The 20153-nt window shown below is 34.2% G+C and carries 19 protein-coding genes; 13 read left to right on the top strand and 6 right to left on the bottom strand.

The window, feature by feature from the left end:
* Positions 1-268 precede the first annotated feature (268 nt).
* From A8B35_RS22710 to A8B35_RS22680, 7 genes are all read left to right on the top strand, one after another.
* Positions 269-1078, top strand: coding sequence for a hypothetical protein (locus A8B35_RS22710; protein ID WP_068475827.1), 810 nt, complete (start codon positions 269-271; stop codon positions 1076-1078).
* 279 nt (positions 1079-1357) lie between these two features.
* Complete coding sequence (locus tag A8B35_RS22705) at positions 1358-2467, top strand: hypothetical protein (RefSeq protein ID WP_068475825.1); 1110 nt, start codon at positions 1358-1360, stop codon at positions 2465-2467.
* Positions 2468-2854: 387 nt separating this feature from the next.
* A complete protein-coding gene (locus A8B35_RS22700) occupies positions 2855-5026 on the top strand; it encodes a S9 family peptidase (protein WP_083634695.1) in 2172 nt (723 codons plus the stop codon).
* 254 nt (positions 5027-5280) lie between these two features.
* A complete protein-coding gene (locus A8B35_RS22695; RefSeq protein ID WP_068475823.1) occupies positions 5281-5961 on the top strand; it encodes a hypothetical protein in 681 nt (226 codons plus the stop codon).
* A gap of 120 nt (positions 5962-6081) precedes the next feature.
* Positions 6082-7245 (top strand): dicarboxylate/amino acid:cation symporter, encoded by a 1164-nt coding sequence (locus A8B35_RS22690; protein ID WP_068475820.1) that lies wholly within the window; start codon positions 6082-6084, stop codon positions 7243-7245.
* Between the two features lie 108 nt (positions 7246-7353).
* On the top strand, positions 7354-7980 hold the full coding sequence (locus tag A8B35_RS22685) for a carbonic anhydrase (RefSeq protein WP_068475818.1): 627 nt from the start codon (positions 7354-7356) through the stop codon (positions 7978-7980).
* Positions 7981-8221: 241 nt separating this feature from the next.
* Positions 8222-8446 (top strand): hypothetical protein, encoded by a 225-nt coding sequence (locus A8B35_RS22680; protein WP_068475816.1) that lies wholly within the window; start codon positions 8222-8224, stop codon positions 8444-8446.
* A gap of 100 nt (positions 8447-8546) precedes the next feature.
* On the opposite strand, the gene A8B35_RS22675 is transcribed toward A8B35_RS22680, so the two are convergent.
* Together A8B35_RS22675 and A8B35_RS22670 are read right to left on the bottom strand one after the other, a co-directional pair.
* Positions 8547-9296, bottom strand: a complete 750-nt coding sequence (locus A8B35_RS22675; RefSeq protein WP_068475814.1) for a class I SAM-dependent methyltransferase — start codon at positions 9294-9296, stop codon at positions 8547-8549.
* Positions 9297-9320: 24 nt separating this feature from the next.
* A complete protein-coding gene (locus tag A8B35_RS22670) occupies positions 9321-10175 on the bottom strand; it encodes an AraC family transcriptional regulator (RefSeq protein WP_068475811.1) in 855 nt (284 codons plus the stop codon).
* Between the two features lie 261 nt (positions 10176-10436).
* On the opposite strand from A8B35_RS22670, the gene A8B35_RS22665 reads away from it, so the two are divergent.
* The 5 genes from A8B35_RS22665 (at position 10437) to nudC (ending at position 14114) form a co-directional block, all read left to right on the top strand.
* Entirely contained in the window at positions 10437-10733 is a 297-nt protein-coding gene (locus A8B35_RS22665; RefSeq protein ID WP_068475810.1) for a putative quinol monooxygenase, read from the top strand.
* Positions 10734-10794: 61 nt separating this feature from the next.
* The gene (locus A8B35_RS22660; RefSeq protein WP_068475808.1) at positions 10795-11337 is read left to right on the top strand and encodes a nitroreductase family protein; all 543 of its coding nucleotides are present in this window, start codon (positions 10795-10797) and stop codon (positions 11335-11337) included.
* A gap of 76 nt (positions 11338-11413) precedes the next feature.
* Positions 11414-12211, top strand: coding sequence for an SDR family NAD(P)-dependent oxidoreductase (locus A8B35_RS22655; protein ID WP_068475806.1), 798 nt, complete (start codon positions 11414-11416; stop codon positions 12209-12211).
* A gap of 179 nt (positions 12212-12390) precedes the next feature.
* A complete protein-coding gene (locus A8B35_RS22650) occupies positions 12391-13269 on the top strand; it encodes a DMT family transporter (protein ID WP_068475804.1) in 879 nt (292 codons plus the stop codon).
* Positions 13270-13286: 17 nt separating this feature from the next.
* Entirely contained in the window at positions 13287-14114 is an 828-nt protein-coding gene (gene nudC / locus A8B35_RS22645; RefSeq protein WP_068475802.1) for an NAD(+) diphosphatase, read from the top strand.
* Between the two features lie 41 nt (positions 14115-14155).
* Here nudC and pnuC read toward each other — a convergent pair whose 3' ends face one another.
* The 3 genes from pnuC to A8B35_RS22630 all read right to left on the bottom strand — a co-directional run bounded on the left by pnuC (position 14156) and on the right by A8B35_RS22630 (position 18177).
* Positions 14156-14737: a nicotinamide riboside transporter PnuC gene (gene pnuC / locus A8B35_RS22640; RefSeq protein WP_068475800.1), complete on the bottom strand. Its 582-nt coding sequence runs from the start codon at positions 14735-14737 to the stop codon at positions 14156-14158.
* A 13-nt stretch (positions 14738-14750) separates the two neighbouring features.
* The gene (locus A8B35_RS22635) at positions 14751-15521 is read right to left on the bottom strand and encodes a 2OG-Fe(II) oxygenase family protein (protein ID WP_068475798.1); all 771 of its coding nucleotides are present in this window, start codon (positions 15519-15521) and stop codon (positions 14751-14753) included.
* 115 nt (positions 15522-15636) lie between these two features.
* The gene (locus tag A8B35_RS22630; RefSeq protein WP_068475796.1) at positions 15637-18177 is read right to left on the bottom strand and encodes an endonuclease MutS2; all 2541 of its coding nucleotides are present in this window, start codon (positions 18175-18177) and stop codon (positions 15637-15639) included.
* A 165-nt stretch (positions 18178-18342) separates the two neighbouring features.
* Between A8B35_RS22630 and A8B35_RS22625 the strand changes: the two genes are divergently transcribed.
* Positions 18343-19017 (top strand): porin family protein, encoded by a 675-nt coding sequence (locus tag A8B35_RS22625; RefSeq protein ID WP_068475795.1) that lies wholly within the window; start codon positions 18343-18345, stop codon positions 19015-19017.
* A 233-nt stretch (positions 19018-19250) separates the two neighbouring features.
* On the opposite strand, the gene A8B35_RS22620 is transcribed toward A8B35_RS22625, so the two are convergent.
* The gene (locus tag A8B35_RS22620) at positions 19251-19859 is read right to left on the bottom strand and encodes a hypothetical protein (protein ID WP_068475793.1); all 609 of its coding nucleotides are present in this window, start codon (positions 19857-19859) and stop codon (positions 19251-19253) included.
* Positions 19860-20153 lie beyond the last annotated feature (294 nt).

Genomic DNA, 20153 nt, shown 5'->3' with positions numbered 1-20153 from the left:
TCTATACAAGTCAAAAACATTCTAATATTAAGCATAGTCTTCTCATCCCTTAATTAAATGTTTATAATAACAGAAGAAAGTTGTATTCACATTGATGCGAATTAGTATAAACTTGAATAAGCAAAACAATTTGAGATTGTAATTTTCATGGATATAATTTCGTTCATCAACTAAACATAGTATTTGGTGTAAAATTATAGTACCCAACCCTAGACTTTATGAATACTATTCATTAAATTATTGCTTCTAACTAATTTAAATTAAGCTTATGAAACTCACTCAACTTACAAAGGCAGTTATTCTTTTACTAGTGCTTCAATCCTCCATAAACTATATTAGCGCCCAATCTAAAAAAGAAGTTCAAGAAGAACTAGATGCGGTATTAATAAAACAATCAGAATTGCTAACTAAGAATAAAGAACTAAATGCCTTACTTAATGATTATTCTATCTTTTATAGTAAAATTAAAAAAGAACTACTCAGTAATCAAAATCAAGAAGAACCCGTACAACAAGGTACGCTATCTATTACTAAAAGCATACAGAAGCTCAAAAACAACTCGCTATCATTATCAATTGTTAGAGACTCGCTTGAGTTGGCTCTTAAAAAATCAAATGAAGAAATTACACAACTAACTATCCAAAATGAAGTTGTTAGAAACTACTTACTTGGCGATGCAGAAGAGGCTTCATTCCCAAGCTTAGAAAGCGAATTTGAAGGAAACTGGAATTTATACCTAAGACCCATGCAAATGGTTGGTAAGCCCTTTGAATCAGGTTTTATTAGTACAAACCCACTATTGATGAACGATAGCATTAGTGCTAATTATTTATACAAAATAGAATTTGGAGAGGACGAAATAGCCACCCTATCCTTTAAAAGTGGAGAGGCAAAAAAGGTATTCTATACCATAAATAATTTCAGTGTAAATGCTCCATATGATATAGTATTTACAAAGCAAAGCGAGTTTAAACTAGTGGCACATATTTCGCCCATGCCCAATGGTTTAGAGATTTCGTACGAAGTACCTCTAAAAACAGATAAGGTGATTTATTATTATGGAACCATTAAACGATAACAAACTTACCAAGTGAACTTGATACTGCTTTCACTTACAATAATTCAAGGCGCCAAAATTAAACTAGGGTTTACAACATGTGCTGCAATGTGGAGAAATCACCCACAATCCTTAAAGCATTTGGAAAGAGCTGATATTAATAAAATTTCATACCTTAAGTAAAAAAGTATCATCTACACACTTAAAGTACATGTGCAATTGAGAAAAAGTAAATGAAGATGCATATGATTAGAACAAAATCTAATTTGTTTCCTTTATCTCAATAAAAACCTATACATTATGAAAAACAAAACACTCAGCTACTCTTCATTACTCTTTTTGCTACTACTTGCTTTACCAAGTGTTAAAGCACAAAGTGGTATTCAGTTTCCTAAAAGTGATTCAACATCTGTTAAAAAAGAATATCCTTATGTTTTACCCATATGGGGGCAAGAGGTTGTGGATAGAAATATTGACCTACAATTACCTTTTGGTTTTAACGTGAATTATGTATTTAACCAAATGTCGCTTGAGTTAACCGAATTTAGTATGAATTTTTACGATGGCGAAAACTTAGATGATATCATCAATCCTGAATCCTTAAATTTTACAGAAACGGTTGCTACATCAAATGGAGTTAATGTAAGAGCAGATGCTTGGATATTACCACTACTTAATGTGTATGGCCTCTATTCGAGAAATCAAGGTTCAACAAAAGTATCTTTTCAACCACAAATGGTTGAAACAGGATTAGGGCCCAATGGAAATTTAAAGCAAATAACAACTCCGGTAAAACCGATAGATGTACCAAAAGTAAATTTCTCCACTAATTCGTTCGGAATTGGTTCAACTGCAGTTTATGGATGGGACGATTACTTTGTTAGTGTAGATGGAAATATTACATGGACTACATCTGATTTATTGGCAGAAACAGTAACATTCTTTGTTGGATCAGGTCGAATTGGAAGAAGAGTTGTATTCCGAAATAAAATGAAATTGTCGGTATATATTGGTGCCATGTATCGCGACTTTGTAAATAGAGAAAACAATACAGGTTCCCTAGGAGTGCCTGAGCTTGATGAAGCCATGACTCAGGCAATTGGTGTTTTAAATACCATAAACAATGAGCAAATTGACCTTTGGGAAAGTTTGCCTGACAGAACTCCTGGTAAAGAAGAAAAACTAATCGAACTATACGCTCGTGAACAACGTCTTGATTATGCGCTAGGGAGAGTTGAAGAATCCAATGCAATTAACTACAGCATAAAAAAAGAAATTATTGATAACTGGAGTACTCAGTTAGGGTTTAACTATGAAATTTCAGATCATTGGATGTATAGAGCCGAATTAGGTTATAGAGCCGATCAAAAGTTCTTTATGACTGGTTTACAGTATCGATTTGGTTTTTAGAAATATTACTTCAAATATTAAACCCGCATTAATACTAGATAGATCTAATATAAATGCGGGTTTATACTATCCTCTTAAAGGCATACTGAATACCATCTTCCATTACTTCTGCCCGTCTTTCAATACTAGAAAATACTTTCATAATTATTGATAAAATGAAGACCCGCCTATCTTATAATTACGATATGGTGTCTTTGATTTATTTTCATACGCTAGACTGAGCTATAAATGACCAATTCATTATACAAAAACAGTTTTAAAACGAAACTATATATTCGGTATACCTAAACAGCGTCAAATAATTAGTAGCAAAGCAACTAGCAATTCTACTTATCAATAACAACAAATTATTACTACATTTGGGCTTACAACCTAAAACAATAATATATGAACAGAACATTTAATTTACTGATGATTACAGCATTACTTTTTACGGCCTGTAATCCATCTGCAAAAAAACAAAGTATGATGCCAACAAATCTGCCTGATGCTCCTATTGCGGAGAAAAAGGATTCTGTATTAACCATTCATAACGATACACGTATCGACCCTTATTTTTGGATGCGTTTAACTGATGAACAAAAAGTAGCAGAAACACCCGATGTTCAAACTCAAAAAGTACTTGATTATTTAAATGCTGAAAATAGCTATACAGAAACAGCACTTAAAAACACGGAACCATTACAAGAAAAGTTATTTGATGAAATTGTTGGTCGCATTAAAAAAGACGATGCATCAGTACCTTATTTCTCAAATGGATATTGGTATTATGTGCGTTACGAAGAAGGTAAAGAGTACGCCATTCACTGTCGTAAAAAGGGTTCTTTAGAAGAGAAAGAACAGATACTTTTAGATATAAATGAATTAGCCGTAGGACATGAATATTACGCAGCCTATGGTTTAAAAGTGAGTCCTGACAATAAAACATTGGCTTTTGCTGAGGATACTGCAAGTCGTAGAATTTACACCATCCGTTTTAAAAACATAGAAACAGGCGAATTCTATAGCGATGTTATACCTAATGTTGAAGCAGGAGGTGCATGGGCTAACGATAACAAAACCTATTTTTACACATCTAAAAACTTAACCTCACTTTTAAGTGAAAAAATATGGCGCCATAAACTAGGCACAGCTAATAAGGCTGATGTTATGGTTTATCACGAGAAAGATCCATCGTACTACATTGGTGTTTACAAATCAAAATCTGATCAATACATCATCATTTACAACAGCAGTACTTTAGTGAGCGACTATCAGATATTAGATGCCAATAATCCTACTGGTAAATTTAAACAGTTTACCCCACGAGGAACGGATCACGAGTACTCAATCAGTCACTATAAAGACAAGTTTTATATTGTTACCAATGATAAAGCGCAAAACTTCAGACTGATGGAAACATCGGTTAATGCTACTGATATGAGTAATTGGAAAGAAGTATTACCTCATCGCAAAGATGTTTTATTAAATGGTATAGAAGTATTTAATGATTATTTGGTAGTAAGTGAGCGTAGTAATGCCTTACCTCATCTTCGCATCATCAATCAAAAAAACAAAGAAGAGCATTATCTTGATTTTGGTGAGCCAGTATATTTATCATATATCAGCATTAATCCAGAGTTTGATACTGAAATTCTTCGTTATGGATACAGTTCTTTAACTACTCCAAATTCTACCATTGATTACAACATGCGCACCAAGCAAAAAGAGGTGAAAAAGGTGCAAGAAGTAATTGGTGGTCATGAGCCAAGTGAATATGTTTCAGAACGCCAATGGGCAGTAGCTCGCGATGGTAAGAAAGTACCTATGTCTATAGTATATAAAAAAGGTACTGAGCTTAATAAGGAAACCCCTCTCCTTTTATATGCCTACGGTTCATACGGTAATACAATTGATCCGTATTTTAGCTCAACACGTTTAAGCTTATTAGATAGAGGATTTGTTTTTGCCATAGCGCACATCCGCGGTGGTCAGGCAATGGGACGCGAGTGGTACGATGATGGTAAAATGATGAATAAGATGAACACCTTCAACGATTATATTGATTGTGCCAAGCATTTAATTAAAGCAAACTATACGTCGGCAGACCATTTATATGCAATGGGCGGCAGTGCCGGTGGTTTATTAATGGGTGCTGTAATAAATATGCAGCCCGATTTATTTAACGGAGTTATAGCTGCCGTGCCGTTTGTGGATGTGGTTTCTACTATGTTAGATGAAACAATTCCGTTAACCACAAATGAGTTTGATGAATGGGGAAATCCGAAAGAAGAAGCTGCTTATAAGTATATGCTTACTTACTCTCCATACGATCAGGTAAAAGCGCAGGAATATCCTAACTTACTAATCACAACAGGTTTATTTGATTCGCAAGTACAATATTGGGAACCAGCTAAGTGGCTTGCTAAATTACGAGATACGAAGACTGATAATAATTTATTAATTATGCATACAAACATGGAGGCCGGTCACGGCGGTGCTTCCGGACGTTTTAAACGTTACAAAGAAACCGCTTTGGAGTACAGCTTTATGTTTATGCTAGAAGGTATTGATCAATAGGATTTAATTTCTATCAAAACATTAATTAAAAGCGACTTGTTACTTAAACAGGTCGCTTTTTTTATATAGAAGTTATTTAAGGTTGTAGGGCAATTACGAGAGTGGCGGATTGAGTTTTACTAATGAAATCAAGGTGTTACTCGCAGATTTTCGATACAACTTTAAACAACTTCATAAATAATACCAAATGCATTATTGAATGATTGATAAGAAATTGAATTATTTGATGATGTTTTTGGTATAAATATTTACTTATGTCAGTTAAAATAATTACTCCAACTCCAAACCTTACAGAAAGCCTAGAGTTCTATAAAAAACTAAACTTTAAGGTAGAAAGCTCTGGCACATCATATCTAGTTAGTGATGCTAAAATTACTATTGAACTTTCTGATAGTAAAAAATATAGGAAGGGCTTTAAAATTAGCACCTCCAATAAAGCCAAACTAATAAATAAGCTGAGTTCGCATACTATCTTACTTAATCAAGATGATGATTCTATTGCAGTGGATAGAAATGGCCTTTGGTATTACATTACTGAAGAGGACTTCACAACAGCAGACGGTTCAAACCAATCGATTTTAGGTACAAATTTCGGTGTTAGTATCGAAACTGCACATATGCAACATACAAAAGACCTCCTTATTTTGTTAGGTTTCAAATTGCAAATGGAAAATGAGGAACAGGGTTTCATTCAGCTTAAAACTAAAGATGATTTCTACATTAGTTTGATGAAACCGTTCTCTTGTCCACATTTATTTAATAACCCGGCACTCAACTATTTTAACGGCAAGGACAATCTTAATATTATTGATCATATTAAAACTAAAAATATCTCTGTTTATGAGAATATTACTGCATTTAATACGGAAAACTTGGTAGATAACATCTCATTAATGGATCCAAGCGGCATAGGCTTTTTTATATTTAACGACTGATTGTAAAAAAATCATTATGTTTCATGTGATCATAAAAACTACCTTTACAAGGTCAATAAATTAAAGACAAGGAAGACTAAACACTTGTTGTAATTAAGCTATAAATTTAAAAGTTTAAGTATGCGTTTATCAAAAATTGGGCTTTTGCCACGAATTATAATAGCCATTATCTTAGGTATTGGTATCGGACTAATTTCTCCTGATGGTATGGTTAGAGCCTTTGTTACCTTCAACGACTTATTTGGCAATTTCTTAGGATTTGTAATTCCTCTTATCATACTCGGTTTTGTTGCGCCAGGTATTGCCGATTTGGGTAAAGGTGCAGGTAAACTACTTGGCATAACTGCATTAATAGCCTATGGATTTACTATTTTCTCTGGCTTTTTCACTTTCAGTGTTAGTCAGTTTGCTTTACCTAAGCTACTAACAACCAGCGATCAAATACACATCGAAGAAACTGTAGATACACTCACTCCTTTCTTTACAGTTGAAATGCCCCCACTTATGGGTGTTATGTCGGCATTGGTTGCTGCATTTGCTTTAGGCCTTGGAATGGCTTCAATAAAAGGAACTACACTAAAAAATGCCTTTGAAGATTTTAAAGAAGTGGTAGAAAAGATTATTTCTGTTGCCATAATCCCCTTACTTCCGCTTTACATATTTGGTATCTTTCTAAAAATGACGGCTTCCGGACAAGTACTGCCCGTTTTAAGTGTTTTTATAAAAGTTATCCTTATCATATTCTTCTTAACCGTTGTTCTTTTATTTATTCAGTTTACTATTGCTGCATGGGTAAGCAAACAAAATGCTTGGAAATTACTTAAAAACATGTTTCCAGCTTATATGACAGCACTCGGCACACAATCATCAGCCGCCACAATACCTGTAACATTAGAGCAAACCATTAAAAACGGCGTAGATGAAGATTTGGCTGGTTTTGTAGTACCCCTTTGTGCCACTATCCACTTATCAGGTAGCACCATGAAAATAGTTGCGTGTGCCATGGCAATTATGATGTTATCGGGTATGCCCGTTACATTTGGTGCACTTGCTGGTTTTATTTTAATGTTAGGTATTGCTATGGTGGCAGCCCCTGGGGTTCCAGGTGGAGCCATAATGGCTGCTTTAGGTATATTAGAAAGTATGCTTGGCTTTAGCGCCGAGCTGCAAGGCCTAATGATTGCCCTTTACATTGCCATGGATAGCTTTGGAACAGCAACTAATGTAACTGGCGACGGTGCAATTGCTGTAATTGTTAATAAAATTGCCCATAAAAAAGGCTAATTTTTGAGAAACTTCGGTGTTCTAACGGGCCGCACTAAACATTAATATATTTATATTGTTTTTATATTTGACAGCTGATTAATTAATCGAAACAAAATATTTTGTACTATGAAAATAAAACAACTTTTCAGCAATAATCAAGAGTGGATAAATACCAAATTAAAACAAGATCCTGACTTTCTTAAAAAGCTTTCGAGCGATCAAAAACCTACCATTTTATATATAGGTTGTTCAGATAGTAGAGTAACAGCAGAAGAACTTATGGGTGCGCAGCCTGGTGAAGTATTTGTACATAGAAATATTGCCAATATGGTACCTAATACTGATCTAAGTTCCATGTCGGTAATAAACTATGCCGTTAGTATTTTAAAAGTACAGCATATTGTAGTATGTGGTCACTATGGTTGCGGAGGTGTGAAGGCTGCCATGGATTCGTCTGATCTAGGAATTCTCAATCCATGGTTAAGAAATATTAGAGACGTTTACAGATTGCATAGGGAACAACTAATGGCTATTGAAGATGAATCTGAACGTTACAGAAGATTAGTTGAGTTAAATATTCAGGAGCAATGTATCAATGTTATTAAAACAGCTGATTATCAAAAGGCTTATAAAGATCGTAAAGCATCAGTGCACGGGATGGTATTTGACCTAGAAACTGGTAAATTAAAAGACCTAAAAATTGACTTTGATAAAGAGCTTGAACAAATAATGGAAATTTATACATTAGACTGATTAAAGTTTACTTTATCTTAATAAATATCAAGCCAATAGAATACAAAACTATTGGCTTTTTCTATAAAACCCACCATACCTACTATAATTATATCCTTTAATAAAGCTCCTCACACCCCTTTAAAAATAAGGGTTACACAATATTTAACACGCCCATATAGATTCTATTTAAATAATTGGCATAGTAGTTGATTTTCAAATAGCACAACACTACTTACACAAACATTAATATTTATTAGTTATGGGTAAGATATATCACACGCCAAGAATAGAAGAAATAAAAATAGATCAAGAAATTGTTATGATGGCACCTTCTGATCCTCCTGGATGGAATCCTGGTGACGGCATCCCGCCATGGGCAGGAAATCCAGATCACCCTGACCATCCAAGTAATAAGCCTAAAGGTGGGATGTTTCAAAGTCCATTGGAGCAAGGTAATCCCTTTGGAGGGAGTAATGTTTTTTAAGGAATACATCTAAATCAAAGCAATAAAATGATCTACTAACCCACATCAATAGTTAGTAGATCCTATATTGTAAAAGATGATTATAATAATGTACTAAACATTATATACGCTTGGCTATATAAAACACGTAGCCATAATGAGTTCCATACTTTTTATATAGCTCAATCTCTTTCTGCTCACCATCTATAATGGCTTTTGCGGCTTTACTGTTAGCATGCTTTTCTAAGAAAGATGAAAATCTTTCTTCCATCGGATTATAATAATTATCTAACCAGCAATTATTAGGTAAGATAAAATGTGCTACCGGCGAATATCCATTTTCTTCAATCACCTTAGTTTTATTAGAAATGGTATCAATTTCAGGGTAAGCATTCGTCCAAAATTCATGTACTTCACTAGGTCTGTTATTACTTAACCAAGATATTTCAGTAACTGCAACATAACCTCCTTCTTTTATAAACGGCTTCCATTTCCTAAGTCCATTTTCAAAACCTATGTTATAAATAGCTCCTTCCGACCATAAAATGTCAAATTCGTTAGTAATAAACGGAAGTTTATCCATTGAAGCCTCCATAGTTAATACCTTATCTTGTAGTCCTAGCTTATTGGCATTTTCATTTACCTTATCTAAAAACTGCGGAAATAAATCTACAGCCAAAACCCTACCATCTATATTATTTGCAATAGAAATTGTTTGAGCACCTGTACCGGATCCAACATCAGCTACACTTAAATCCTTATTATTAGCAATATCAATAAAGCTCAATGCCTTTAGAGTTTCTTTATCGCTTCCTGGCCCTTGTCTTTTTCCTCCTAAGTGAAAATCAATAATATATTCTATATCAGTCATAAATAATGTCTTAAATTATATTTATTAAGCACAACACATTTGTCCGCTATTCTTAAACTCTTTAATAGTCATACCATAAGTCTTTTTAAAAGAACGTGCCAAATGGCTACTATCGGTAAAATTTAGCTGAAAGGCTATTTCCTTAACCGATAAATCAGTATGCAACACTTTTGTTTCTACAATCTTTAATTTCGATTTTAGTATATAATCCGCTAAACTTAAACCAGCTTGCTTCTTAAAATACTCTGAGAAGTACAGCTTTGAAATTCCAAACTTATCTGCCAAAACAGGAACGCGTATTTTGGCCTTATCCAAAATATTGGTATTAACGTAGCGTACAATCTCACCAAACCTATTGTCTATATCATTTGCCTGATCAACATATCTCTTTTCGATACTGCGTGCCAAAATATTTAAAATAGAAGCCAAAGCCCCTGTCATAATCGATTGCGAAAAACTATCGGCCACTAAATGCTCCTGATAAATAGTTTTAATATTGTTTATTATAAAGTCGCGCTCACGCTCTGTTTCAATAATATCTCCGGGAGCTTTATTATAATTAGCCAATATGTAAGCTATTTTATCAAACCAAACATGGTAATCTGTTAAAGCATCTTTATTTAAAAAATAATGATCGGTAAAACGTATAAAATAAAAACGTGAAGCTTCATCAATTTTAAAAGAATGACAATCTAATGGCGGTAACAAAAAAACATTACCCTCCTGAAAACTAAATTCATGCTGATTAATACACTGAGTTCCTTTACCCTTTTCTACATAAACAATCTCGAAGAAATTATTCTTATAGGGTCGCTTATCCCAAACTTCAAACTCTTCAATATGAATTTCAAATAGCTTATTTATCGACTTTGTAATCATTGTATATTTATTGGTACTACTGTGCAAATATACGACATTTAATAATTAAAGTACTTCTATATTGCATTATAGGATACTATAACAAATAACATCTCCAATATTAATACAATAATACCTCATATATTTACATAGTATTAATTAGAGTATAGCCTATCTTTGTATTGTTCACTTTGATATAAACACAAGTGAATATTGATAATGAACTAGCTTATTGGTAAATTAATGAGCACTAATAAAAATAATCATTTAAACTTTAACAGGATGTCAAGTCAAAAATTAACAATTGTTGCAAGAATTACAGTAAAAGAAGGAAAAGCTGATTTTGTAAAATCAGAACTATTAAAACTAATAGACATAACACGAGCTGAGGAAGGGTGTATTAATTATGATTTACATCAGGATAATGAGAATCCAAACTTCTTTTTATTCTTCGAGAACTGGGAAAATCGTGAGTTGTGGCAAAAACACATGGGCAACCAGCACTTAGCTGATTATATAAAAAATACAGAGGGCACTGTTGAAGAATTTATTGTGCATGAAATGTCGCACATTGCCTAATATTTCTCAATTATTCTGAATTCGAAAAGTAAGTAGTATTAACATAAATAATAGATAAGTTATGGATGCAATAGAATTAATAGAAGGACGTAGAAGCGTACGAAAATTCAAAAATGAAAAGGTAGACCGCAAAGTAATGAAAGACATTATTTCTGTAAGCCGATGGGCTCCATCATGGGGAAATTTTCAAGTTGCGCGATATACTATTATTGATGACGATGAAACCATACAAAAACTTGCAACCGATGGTGTTAATGGTTTTGTGTACAACATTAATACCCTTAAAGAAGCTAAAGGTGTAGCTGTATTAAGCTTTGTAAAAGGCAAAAGTGGAAAGCTCGAAGGTGATGACTACGCTACATCTAAAGCCAATGTTTGGGAAGTTTTTGATGCTGGTATTGCGTGTCAAACATTCTGCTTAGCTGCACATGCCAAGGGTGTAGGAACCTGTGTTATGGGAGTAATAAGCGATGTATCTGTTGCTGAAATAATAAACTTACCAGAAGAAGAAACTGTTGCTGCTTTAATTGTTTACGGTTACGAGGAAGGCGCCACCGCTCCTACTAAACGTAAAGAAGTAGACGAAATACTACGATTTATTTAATTAGAATTCAATTAATTGGATGCATAGATAGTAGCTAGAACCATACAACTATCTGTGCATTAAAAATTAAAATATTATGAGTAAACATATATTAATAACAGGAAGTACTGACGGAATAGGCAAAATATTAGCGCTTGAATTGGCCAACGAAGGACACCACGTTTATATACATGGACGCAATCAAGAAAAGGTAAAGGCTGTTGTTAATGAAATAGTTAATACTAGCAACAACAATAATGTTAAAGGCTTTATTGCCGATTTGTCGGATTTAGCTGCTGTTAAAGACATGGCCGATCAAATAAACAAAAGTATTCCCCAACTAGATGCCTTAGTAAATAATGCTGGTATTTTTAAAAGTTCGGCAAGCACAAAATCAGGTTATGAATTACGTTTTACCGTAAACTACTTAGCTCCATATTTGCTCACCAAGGAAGTAATGCCATTACTTAAAAAGGCAGATCACGCACGCATTGTTAATTTAAGTTCGGCCGCACAAGCACCTGTTGCAATTGATGCTGCAAAAGGAACAAGGGCTATTTCTGTTAACGAAGCTTATGCACAAAGTAAATTGGCATTAACCATGTGGAGTTTTTATTTAGCCAATAAGCAAGATGACATAAGTGTTATAGCAGTAAATCCAGGCTCACTTTTAAACACCAAGATGGCAAATGAAGCTTACGGACAACACTGGTCGCCGGCTGAAAAAGGATCGGATATATTATACGATTTAACGCTTGGAAAACAATACCAAGGCTTAACGGGTAAATACTACGATAACGATAATGGCGAATTTGCAAGAGCACATGCCGATGCTTACAATCAGGATGCTATTAACGAGCTTATTGAAGAAACTGAGCAAATGATTCTTTTATAAGCCTTTACTCTTTCTTATCAATTACTTGTATACAAAAGGTTGCTTCATACTTATTCCTAAATGGCAATTAAGCCATATGGTAATAAGTGTTAAAGTAGAATTGAATATGGCGTTTATAACTTATAAAACATCACTTATATCTCATAAAACGCTAAGTTTGCACTTCAATACTACAACTAATGACAAAGCATCCTCAATTTAAATACATCATTGAGCTTAATATCGCCTTAATTTTTATGGCAACATCGGGGGTTTTAGCCCGATATATTGAACTCCCTTTAACCATTACCATTGTAACAAGAGCCATAATTGCAGGCATATTACTTTTTGCTTTTTGCATTTGGAAAGGCTTCAATTTAAAAATAAAGAAACAAGATTTGCCTATGCTTGCCCTAAGCGGAATACTTATGGGTTTGCATTGGCTTACTTATTTTGAAGCCCTACGATTATCGAATGTAGCTGTTGGTATGATTTCATTATTTACTTTCCCTATCATCACTTCGTTTTTAGAACCGCTTTTATTAAAAACCCCATTTCAACGCATTCACCTGTTATTGGGATTGTTGGTTTTAGTTGGCATTTACTTTCTGGTTCCTGAGTTCAGTTTTGAACACGATTACACCAAAGCTTTAGCTTATGGCGTATTATCTGCGTTTGTGTATTCGCTCAGAAACATCATCGTAAAATCAAAAACGAGTAATTATAATGGCTCTATATTAATGATGTATCAGATGTTCACCATAGTGATTATACTATCTCCTTTCTTCTTCATCGAAGAAAATATTGATATTATGGCCCAGCTTCCGGCGAATTTGGCACTTGGTATTATAACCACTGCTATTGGGCATACCTTATTTTTATACAGCCTTAAGAAATTCTCGGTTACATCCACAAGTATTATGAGTTGCATACAGCCCGTTTATGGAATAGTACTTGCCATTATTTTCTTAAACGAATTGCCTGATAGTAATTCAATTATTGGCGGCTGCATCGTACTATTATCTGTAATACTCGAAAGTTTGCGCAGTTTAAAAACATCACGCTCACGTGTAAATTAATCCTACAAAACACCTCTATGATACAAGATATTCATCCACACCTCTTCAGTAACACCTTTGTTAGTAAAGAAAACATTGAAGCAAACGATAACATATTTCTATTTAAGGATAATGCCCTTTTACTTATTCAGAATGCTACTACCGTTTCCTTACCTCGTAAGAAGGATATAGAAAACTGTCCTTCTACCGGATGTTTTTTATTCTCCCTAAATGAGGTACACTGTTACTTAGTTCTGGATTTTATAGTTAAAGAAGAAAACAACTTTATATATCAGGAAATACGATTTCCGAATGTAATAGCTGCTCCTGAAATTGATTGGGCAAGTATTGTTGCATTACAACTACGCAATTGGTATTTACAGCACAAGTATTGTGGAAAGTGCGGATCTGAAACTCATGCAAAAACAACTGAGCGATGCATAGAGTGCAGCAACTGTGGTAATATTATATACCCAAATATTGCACCTGCTGTGATAGTGGCTATTTTAAAGGGCGATAAATTATTAATGGCTCATAATGCCAATTTTCCTGAAGGCTTCTACTCTATTATTGCCGGATTTGTTGATGTAGGCGAAACTGTTGAGCAATGCATACAGCGCGAAGCTATGGAGGAAGTTGGAATTAAAGTAAAAAACATACGTTACTATAAAAGTCAGCCTTGGTCGTATTCAAGCTCACTTATGCTGGGCTTTATTGCCGAAGCTGATGACGATGCTGTGCTTGAACTAGATAATAAGGAGATTGTAGCTGCCGATTGGTACTCAAGAGACGAACTACCCGATCATCCGAACACCAGAAGTATTGCCGGCGAGTTAATTGAATTATTTAAAAAAGGAGCCTTATAAATTCTCGTTTACAAGGCTCCCTCAATCAATATTTACACAAGTTAATGCGCAATATTATACGGCTCATTTTCTTTATTTAGATGCTTTTTCCACTGTATGTAACCAACTACTGAAAACACGGTATAAACCACGGTTAAGCCAGCATAATAATCTAAAGACCTGTTGTGGTATAAAAATATAGTGCTCAAATTAATTACCACCCAATAAATCCATCCACTCAATTTCTTTTTAGCTTCAAGATAGCTGGCAATAAAACTAAATATGGTTGTAGTCGAATCCAGAAATGGGCTTTTGGCATCGGTATAATTAGAGAATACATAACCCAAAGCATACGACAAAAGAATTCCTACTGATATAATCAGTAAATGACTAGATGCTTTTACATCGGTAACCTTAAGTTGCTCTTCCGGACTTTTATTCCATAAAACATAACCGTAAACACCAATTATCACATAGTATACATACAAAATTGACTCGGCATACAAGGTTGATCTATAGAAAAGCCAGATACTTACCAAGGAAGATGCAATCCCAAAAAACCAACATATTTTATTCTCTTTTATTATAAAGTATAGATAGGCAAAACCTAATATAACAGCTGTTATCTCTAAAACTAAATCCATTTATTGCTTGATATTAAAATAATTTTAAATAATCGCGAAAATAATCTGACGCATCCACTTGGGTATTTTGTAATGGTATTTTTGCATCAGGTTTAACTAAAGAAAAAAAAGCGAATGAGTATCTTTCTTCATCAATATTTGGCAGCTCAACGTGGTGTAGCAGTGCAGTTTGTTTTCCGGCTGTGATATATTGCATTAAATAACCATTAAACGCAAAAACATTCTGTTTCTTTCCCACTTTAAAGGATTGATCATTCTGTACATATGCCAAGCCGTCCTCTACCCCTAAGGGAAAAGTTGTAAGTAAGGAGACATCAGAATGGTCCGACAAACGCTTATTATCAATAGCATTTTTACTCCTGTTATTTACTTTAGGATAGTAATTACATGAAACCATATGCCCTACCGATTCTTTATAAAATTCGCTAAGTTTCTCATCTCCTATTTGCTCAATAATTTCTAATTCAATTGTTGAGATAAGCTTTTTTATTTTCTTCCATTCCAAATCAAAGAATTCTTTAAATTCTATAGGAAAATCAGATGAACTAGCGAAATCAGACAATACAAAAGTATGCAACATATCTGATGGATATTGATTTAAACTATCGGCTTGACCCATATAAGAATAACCATCAAAAGCTCTGTTGTAACATTTTTGTAAATACTGATTCTTATAATCAGAATCCTTACTTAAAAAAGACCGAAAAGCATTACGCAATAGTGCATCTGAAAAAGCAAGCTGAGACGTAGTGGTAATCAATTCTTCATTTATAATGTGGCTCATTAACTCTGTGTTTTGTGCCTCTGTTAAATCACCAAATGAGATAATTGTTCAGTACAAATAAAAAAAAGTGCAACATCGTTAGATATTGCACTCCATATCAATATTATTGTAGTATTTATAAATCTAAATCAACTATAGTTATGCCGCTACCTCCTTCTTGAATATGTGCATCCTTGCAACTTTTCACATGTGGCATGGTATTCAGCATTTCTCTAATCATGGTGCGCAAAATCCCATTTCCTTTTCCATGAAGAATCTTCACTTCACTTACTTCGCACATTATGGCATCATCAATATGATTCATAACAATAGCAATGGCTTCTTCTCCTCTATGCCCGCGCACATCCAAATCAGGTTTAAAACTTAATTTCTTAGTACGTACTTTTTCAGCAATACCTGAGCCAAAACTCTGTTGGTTCATACTGCGCATAGTCTGCTTTAATTGCTTATTACTAATTTTCTCTAGTCGAGATACCTTTACTGAGGTTACCATATGACCAAATGCAACTGAAGCATTATTGCCTTTAATGCTCATCACTTCACCAGGAAGCGACTGTCCTTCTAGTTTTACCTTATCACCCTCTCTAATTATGCCATCATCCTCTGGCTTGGCTTTTTTCTTGAGTTTTTTGGGGGCTTGAACCTTTTGTTCAACTTGCTCATCCAACACCTCGTCAGGCCCAGCTTCATCTTTATTTTTCTTACGCTGCTGGCGATTCTTGATGCGCTCAATTTCTTTATCTATTCTGGCTTTTTGCTTATCATCGGTTTGCTCTAATCGCTCCTTAAATTCATTTAAACCGACACGAGCCTTTTTAGTTTTTTCTTTTTCAGCCTGGCTTTCCTTAATCTCACGAATGGTACGTTCAATGCGCTTATTCGCTGTTCCTACCAATTCTTCAGCTTCTTTACGCGCCTTTTCAATTATGAGATTGCGCTCTTTCTTACTTCGTTCAAGTTCTGATAAGTATTTTGCAGATAACTCTTCAAGCTGCTTATCTTTTCTGCGAATATTATCACGCTTCTGCTCCCAATAGCGTTTATCACGAGCAATCTCACGCAAGTGCTTATCAAAGTTAATATGATCTTCTCCTATTTGCGATTTGGCTCCATCCAATAAATCCTCTGGCAAACCAATTTTACGCGCAATTTCGAATGCAAATGAACTACCGGGCTGTCCGATCAATAACTTAAACAATGGCTTAATTTGATGCGTATCAAACTGCATCGCGCCATTCTCTATTCCGTTAATACCCGAAGCGTAATGTTTTAAATTGGTATAGTGCGTTGTAATTACACCATTCAATTTCATCTCGTTAAAGCGCTTTAAAACCGCTTCAGCAATGGCTCCACCTAAAGCAGGTTCTGTTCCCGTACCAAACTCATCCACCAAGATTAAAGTTTCAGGAGTTCCATAACGCAGAAAATGCTTCATATTTAACAAGTGAGAACTATAGGTACTCAAATCATTTTCGATGGACTGCTGATCACCAATATCAATAAATATTTGATTGTAAACACCCATTGTGCTTCTGGCATCCATTGGCACTAACAAACCGCACTGAAACATATATTGTAACAAGCCAACCGTTTGCAAACATACCGACTTACCACCAGCATTTGGTCCGGATATAAGCACAATGCGCTGCTCGGTATCTAACTTAATGGTTAGCGGAACAACTTCTTTTTCTTCAGCCTTATGCTGAAGGTATAATAATGGATGTACTGAATCTTCCCAATTTACCTCGGGATGATTTACCATTTTAGGCAAACAGGCATTTATTTGAAGCGCAAACTTTGCTTTTGCTCTAATAAAGTCCATGATACCCAAAAATTCATACGAGAATATTAAATCATCAAGGTAAGGTCGGATACTATCTGAAAAGTTTACCAAAATACGAATCATCTCACGCTTCTCGGCATACTCTAACTCACGTATTTCATTATTTACTTCAACAATCTCGGTTGGCTCAATAAACGATGTTTTACCCGTAGCAGATTCATCATGAATAATACCGTTTAGCTTACGCTTATTACCTGCAGGAACCGGAATTACTGCTCTACCATCGCGAATAGCAACATTTGTATCTGCATCAACCAAACCAGCTTTACGCGCATTGGCCAATATGCTTGCCATTTTGCGAGATACTCCGGCTTGTTTTTTAAACTTATCATTACGTATTTGAGCCAATTCAGGAGAGGCGTTATCCTTTATCTTCCCAAATTTATTTAAGATACCATCAATACGATCAAAAATATATGGATATACCATTACTTTTGAAGCAATCTCTCTTAGAAATGGGTATTGATTAGATTCTTCCTTATTCTTAAAAAATCGTACAATATCTTTAACGGCAGATAACGATCTTCGTAAATCATACAATTCTCTCTCCTCTAAGTAAAGGCCTTCAACCTTTATTCTGCCCAAAGGGCCTCGCACATCAATATAATAACTTGTTGGAAATGTGGACTCAGAAACGCAAATTTGCTTAAACTCATTAGTTTGATTAACCCAGCGGTTAATTACATCGTGCAAGGTTACAAAACGCATCTCACCAACACGCTCTTTCCCCATGCTACTTAAGCACTGTTCTTTTATTAAATTACGAACTTTATCAAAACGGATCTTCTCTTCAAAAAACTCAGGATATATCACTTCGTTGTACTCTATTATTGGTATTGCGCAAAAGTAATAAAATAAGATCGTTGTTTGAAATAATTATAGTGCAGACAAGTTTTTAAAACAATAAAAGCCAAATTTCGCAATTATTAAGTAATATTGTGTCAATATTTAAACATGCTTAATTTTTAAACACTAATTATGAAGAATTTTTTATTGATTATATCAGTTTTATTAATAGCCGCTAATGCAAATGCTCAAGAAGCTTTTTCGTTTGGAGTAAAAGGTGGGGCTAGTTTTTTTAGTTATGATACAGAACTTTTAACAAAAAATCAAATACCTAACTTTGATAGTTATACCCAAGAGACCCTACCTGGGTACAACATTGGGATATTTGCAAAGGTTTTTTTAACTGGGCCTCTATATTTTCAACCTGAGGTATATTACTCTCAAAAATCGATGAAAGAAACCATTACAGTGGTTGAAGGCTCAATTCCTTTAAAATTTGCTAAGAATGATGTAATGCATTTTGTAGATGTTCCATTATTGCTTAATGCAACTATCTTTGATTTTACATTTGCCGGCAAAATTTATGGAATGGCAGGACCTAACTTTTCTTTTTTAACAAGTAGTAAAGAAACTTACGGTACAAACTTTGGAACTACGAGCAACCCTAATACTGAAGATTTACTTAAGGATGCCACTGAAAATGATTTTAAAACCCTTAACTATACATTACAGGCTGGTCTTGGTTATGAAATAAGAAAATTCCATGTAGACTTTCGCTACGAGAGAGGTTTAATGAATATGTCAGAAGAGAACTTTGATATGACTTTAAATAACTTCATGATTGGCATAGGGTTAAGATTTATGTAAGCTTACTTAAGCTTAAAATTTAAAAGCGCAATATTTAAACATGGACACTGAAAAGTCTCCCCCTACATTAGGGTAAAATATATAAGGTTGTAGAATGAGTATTTCACATACTTTTAACTACAACCTTTTTTTATGCAATAAAACCTCGATAAGAGCTTAGACAAATTAGGATATAGCTTAACTGGAACTCATCAACAGCTAGTACCGGCCACTTGTATTTCTAATTTTTAGTGTTAGTTTTTCTCTTCGAATATTGCTTCACCTGATTCAATAAGAAAAGGTGGAGGCAAACAGTCTAATCCTTGAGGGAAAAATCCTGTCGTGTCTTTCAATAATAATTCGTTTAACTTTTTTGAGTAATAGCCACTTTGAAAAGTTCCTATTATTGACATCCAACCATCATTATAAAGACTTAAAATTCCAATTGAGTCATTGAAATATATTGTTGTCTCGTCATCATTAGATAATTCTTCGTCATAATAGAACTTTTTTAAGCTCAGTCTATTCTCATTTATAATAAATTCTTTGGTCACAATTAAAGGACAAAGTTTGCCCTGAAAATATAAAACTGTATCTCTATTATAATAATATTTACAGTATTCATAAGTAGTCTTGTCTTTAGGATCCTCTGACACTTTATATTTAAACAAAACACTATCCTTATTCGCTAATATTTCCAAAAAAGAAGTATCTATTCCCATAGGATTCCTCTCAAAATCATATCTGATAATTTCTACAGTCTGATTTCTTGTGTATGAATACACTACTTTTTCACGATTATAATCGCAACTACAGATTATTTTACTACATACAATTATTAATATGAACCTGAGTTCTTTCATTCGTTATCATTGAACGTTTTTAATAAAAGGTGTTGCCTGATTTGAAAAGCAAGAACACCAGTTTTATACTGACAGCCAATCCACTTTATTTATTTTAGGGCGTTCTTATTCAATCATTTTTGAATATAACACAAAACCTTCACATATGTAACTGCAAATAGTGGCAGCAACTGTTTTATCTAAAATATTATCAATAGTCTAATCTACAAACTTCCTGAAAACATTTTTTTCAGAAAAGGTTATTTCACGAATAGAGTAGATCATCACGGAATGGAAAATATGACAGCTACCTAT

It is taken from the genome of Saccharicrinis aurantiacus (genome assembly GCF_001660705.2).
GTDB classification, from domain to species: domain Bacteria; phylum Bacteroidota; class Bacteroidia; order Bacteroidales; family Marinilabiliaceae; genus Saccharicrinis; species Saccharicrinis aurantiacus.
Note: the sequence above shows the minus strand (reverse complement) of the source record. Positions and strands in the feature narration are given on the sequence as shown.

Bases quoted from the DNA above. Each gene is read 5' to 3' on its own strand.
- A8B35_RS22650 (WP_068475804.1), top strand. From the start codon at position 12,391: ATGACAAAGCATCCTCAATTTAAATACATCATTGAGCTTAATATCGCC.
- A8B35_RS22620 (WP_068475793.1), bottom strand. From the start codon at position 19,859: ATGAAAGAACTCAGGTTCATATTAATAATTGTATGTAGTAAAATAATC.
- A8B35_RS22690 (WP_068475820.1), top strand. From the start codon at position 6,082: ATGCGTTTATCAAAAATTGGGCTTTTGCCACGAATTATAATAGCCATT.
- pnuC (WP_068475800.1), bottom strand. From the start codon at position 14,737: ATGGATTTAGTTTTAGAGATAACAGCTGTTATATTAGGTTTTGCCTAT.
- A8B35_RS22670 (WP_068475811.1), bottom strand. From the start codon at position 10,175: ATGATTACAAAGTCGATAAATAAGCTATTTGAAATTCATATTGAAGAG.
- A8B35_RS22625 (WP_068475795.1), top strand. From the start codon at position 18,343: ATGAAGAATTTTTTATTGATTATATCAGTTTTATTAATAGCCGCTAAT.
- A8B35_RS22680 (WP_068475816.1), top strand. From the start codon at position 8,222: ATGGGTAAGATATATCACACGCCAAGAATAGAAGAAATAAAAATAGAT.
- A8B35_RS22665 (WP_068475810.1), top strand. From the start codon at position 10,437: ATGTCAAGTCAAAAATTAACAATTGTTGCAAGAATTACAGTAAAAGAA.
- A8B35_RS22660 (WP_068475808.1), top strand. From the start codon at position 10,795: ATGGATGCAATAGAATTAATAGAAGGACGTAGAAGCGTACGAAAATTC.
- A8B35_RS22675 (WP_068475814.1), bottom strand. From the start codon at position 9,296: ATGACTGATATAGAATATATTATTGATTTTCACTTAGGAGGAAAAAGA.
- A8B35_RS22685 (WP_068475818.1), top strand. From the start codon at position 7,354: ATGAAAATAAAACAACTTTTCAGCAATAATCAAGAGTGGATAAATACC.
- A8B35_RS22705 (WP_068475825.1), top strand. From the start codon at position 1,358: ATGAAAAACAAAACACTCAGCTACTCTTCATTACTCTTTTTGCTACTA.
- A8B35_RS22710 (WP_068475827.1), top strand. From the start codon at position 269: ATGAAACTCACTCAACTTACAAAGGCAGTTATTCTTTTACTAGTGCTT.
- A8B35_RS22700 (WP_083634695.1), top strand. From the start codon at position 2,855: ATGAACAGAACATTTAATTTACTGATGATTACAGCATTACTTTTTACG.
- A8B35_RS22695 (WP_068475823.1), top strand. From the start codon at position 5,281: ATGTCAGTTAAAATAATTACTCCAACTCCAAACCTTACAGAAAGCCTA.
- A8B35_RS22655 (WP_068475806.1), top strand. From the start codon at position 11,414: ATGAGTAAACATATATTAATAACAGGAAGTACTGACGGAATAGGCAAA.
- nudC (WP_068475802.1), top strand. From the start codon at position 13,287: ATGATACAAGATATTCATCCACACCTCTTCAGTAACACCTTTGTTAGT.
- A8B35_RS22635 (WP_068475798.1), bottom strand. From the start codon at position 15,521: ATGAGCCACATTATAAATGAAGAATTGATTACCACTACGTCTCAGCTT.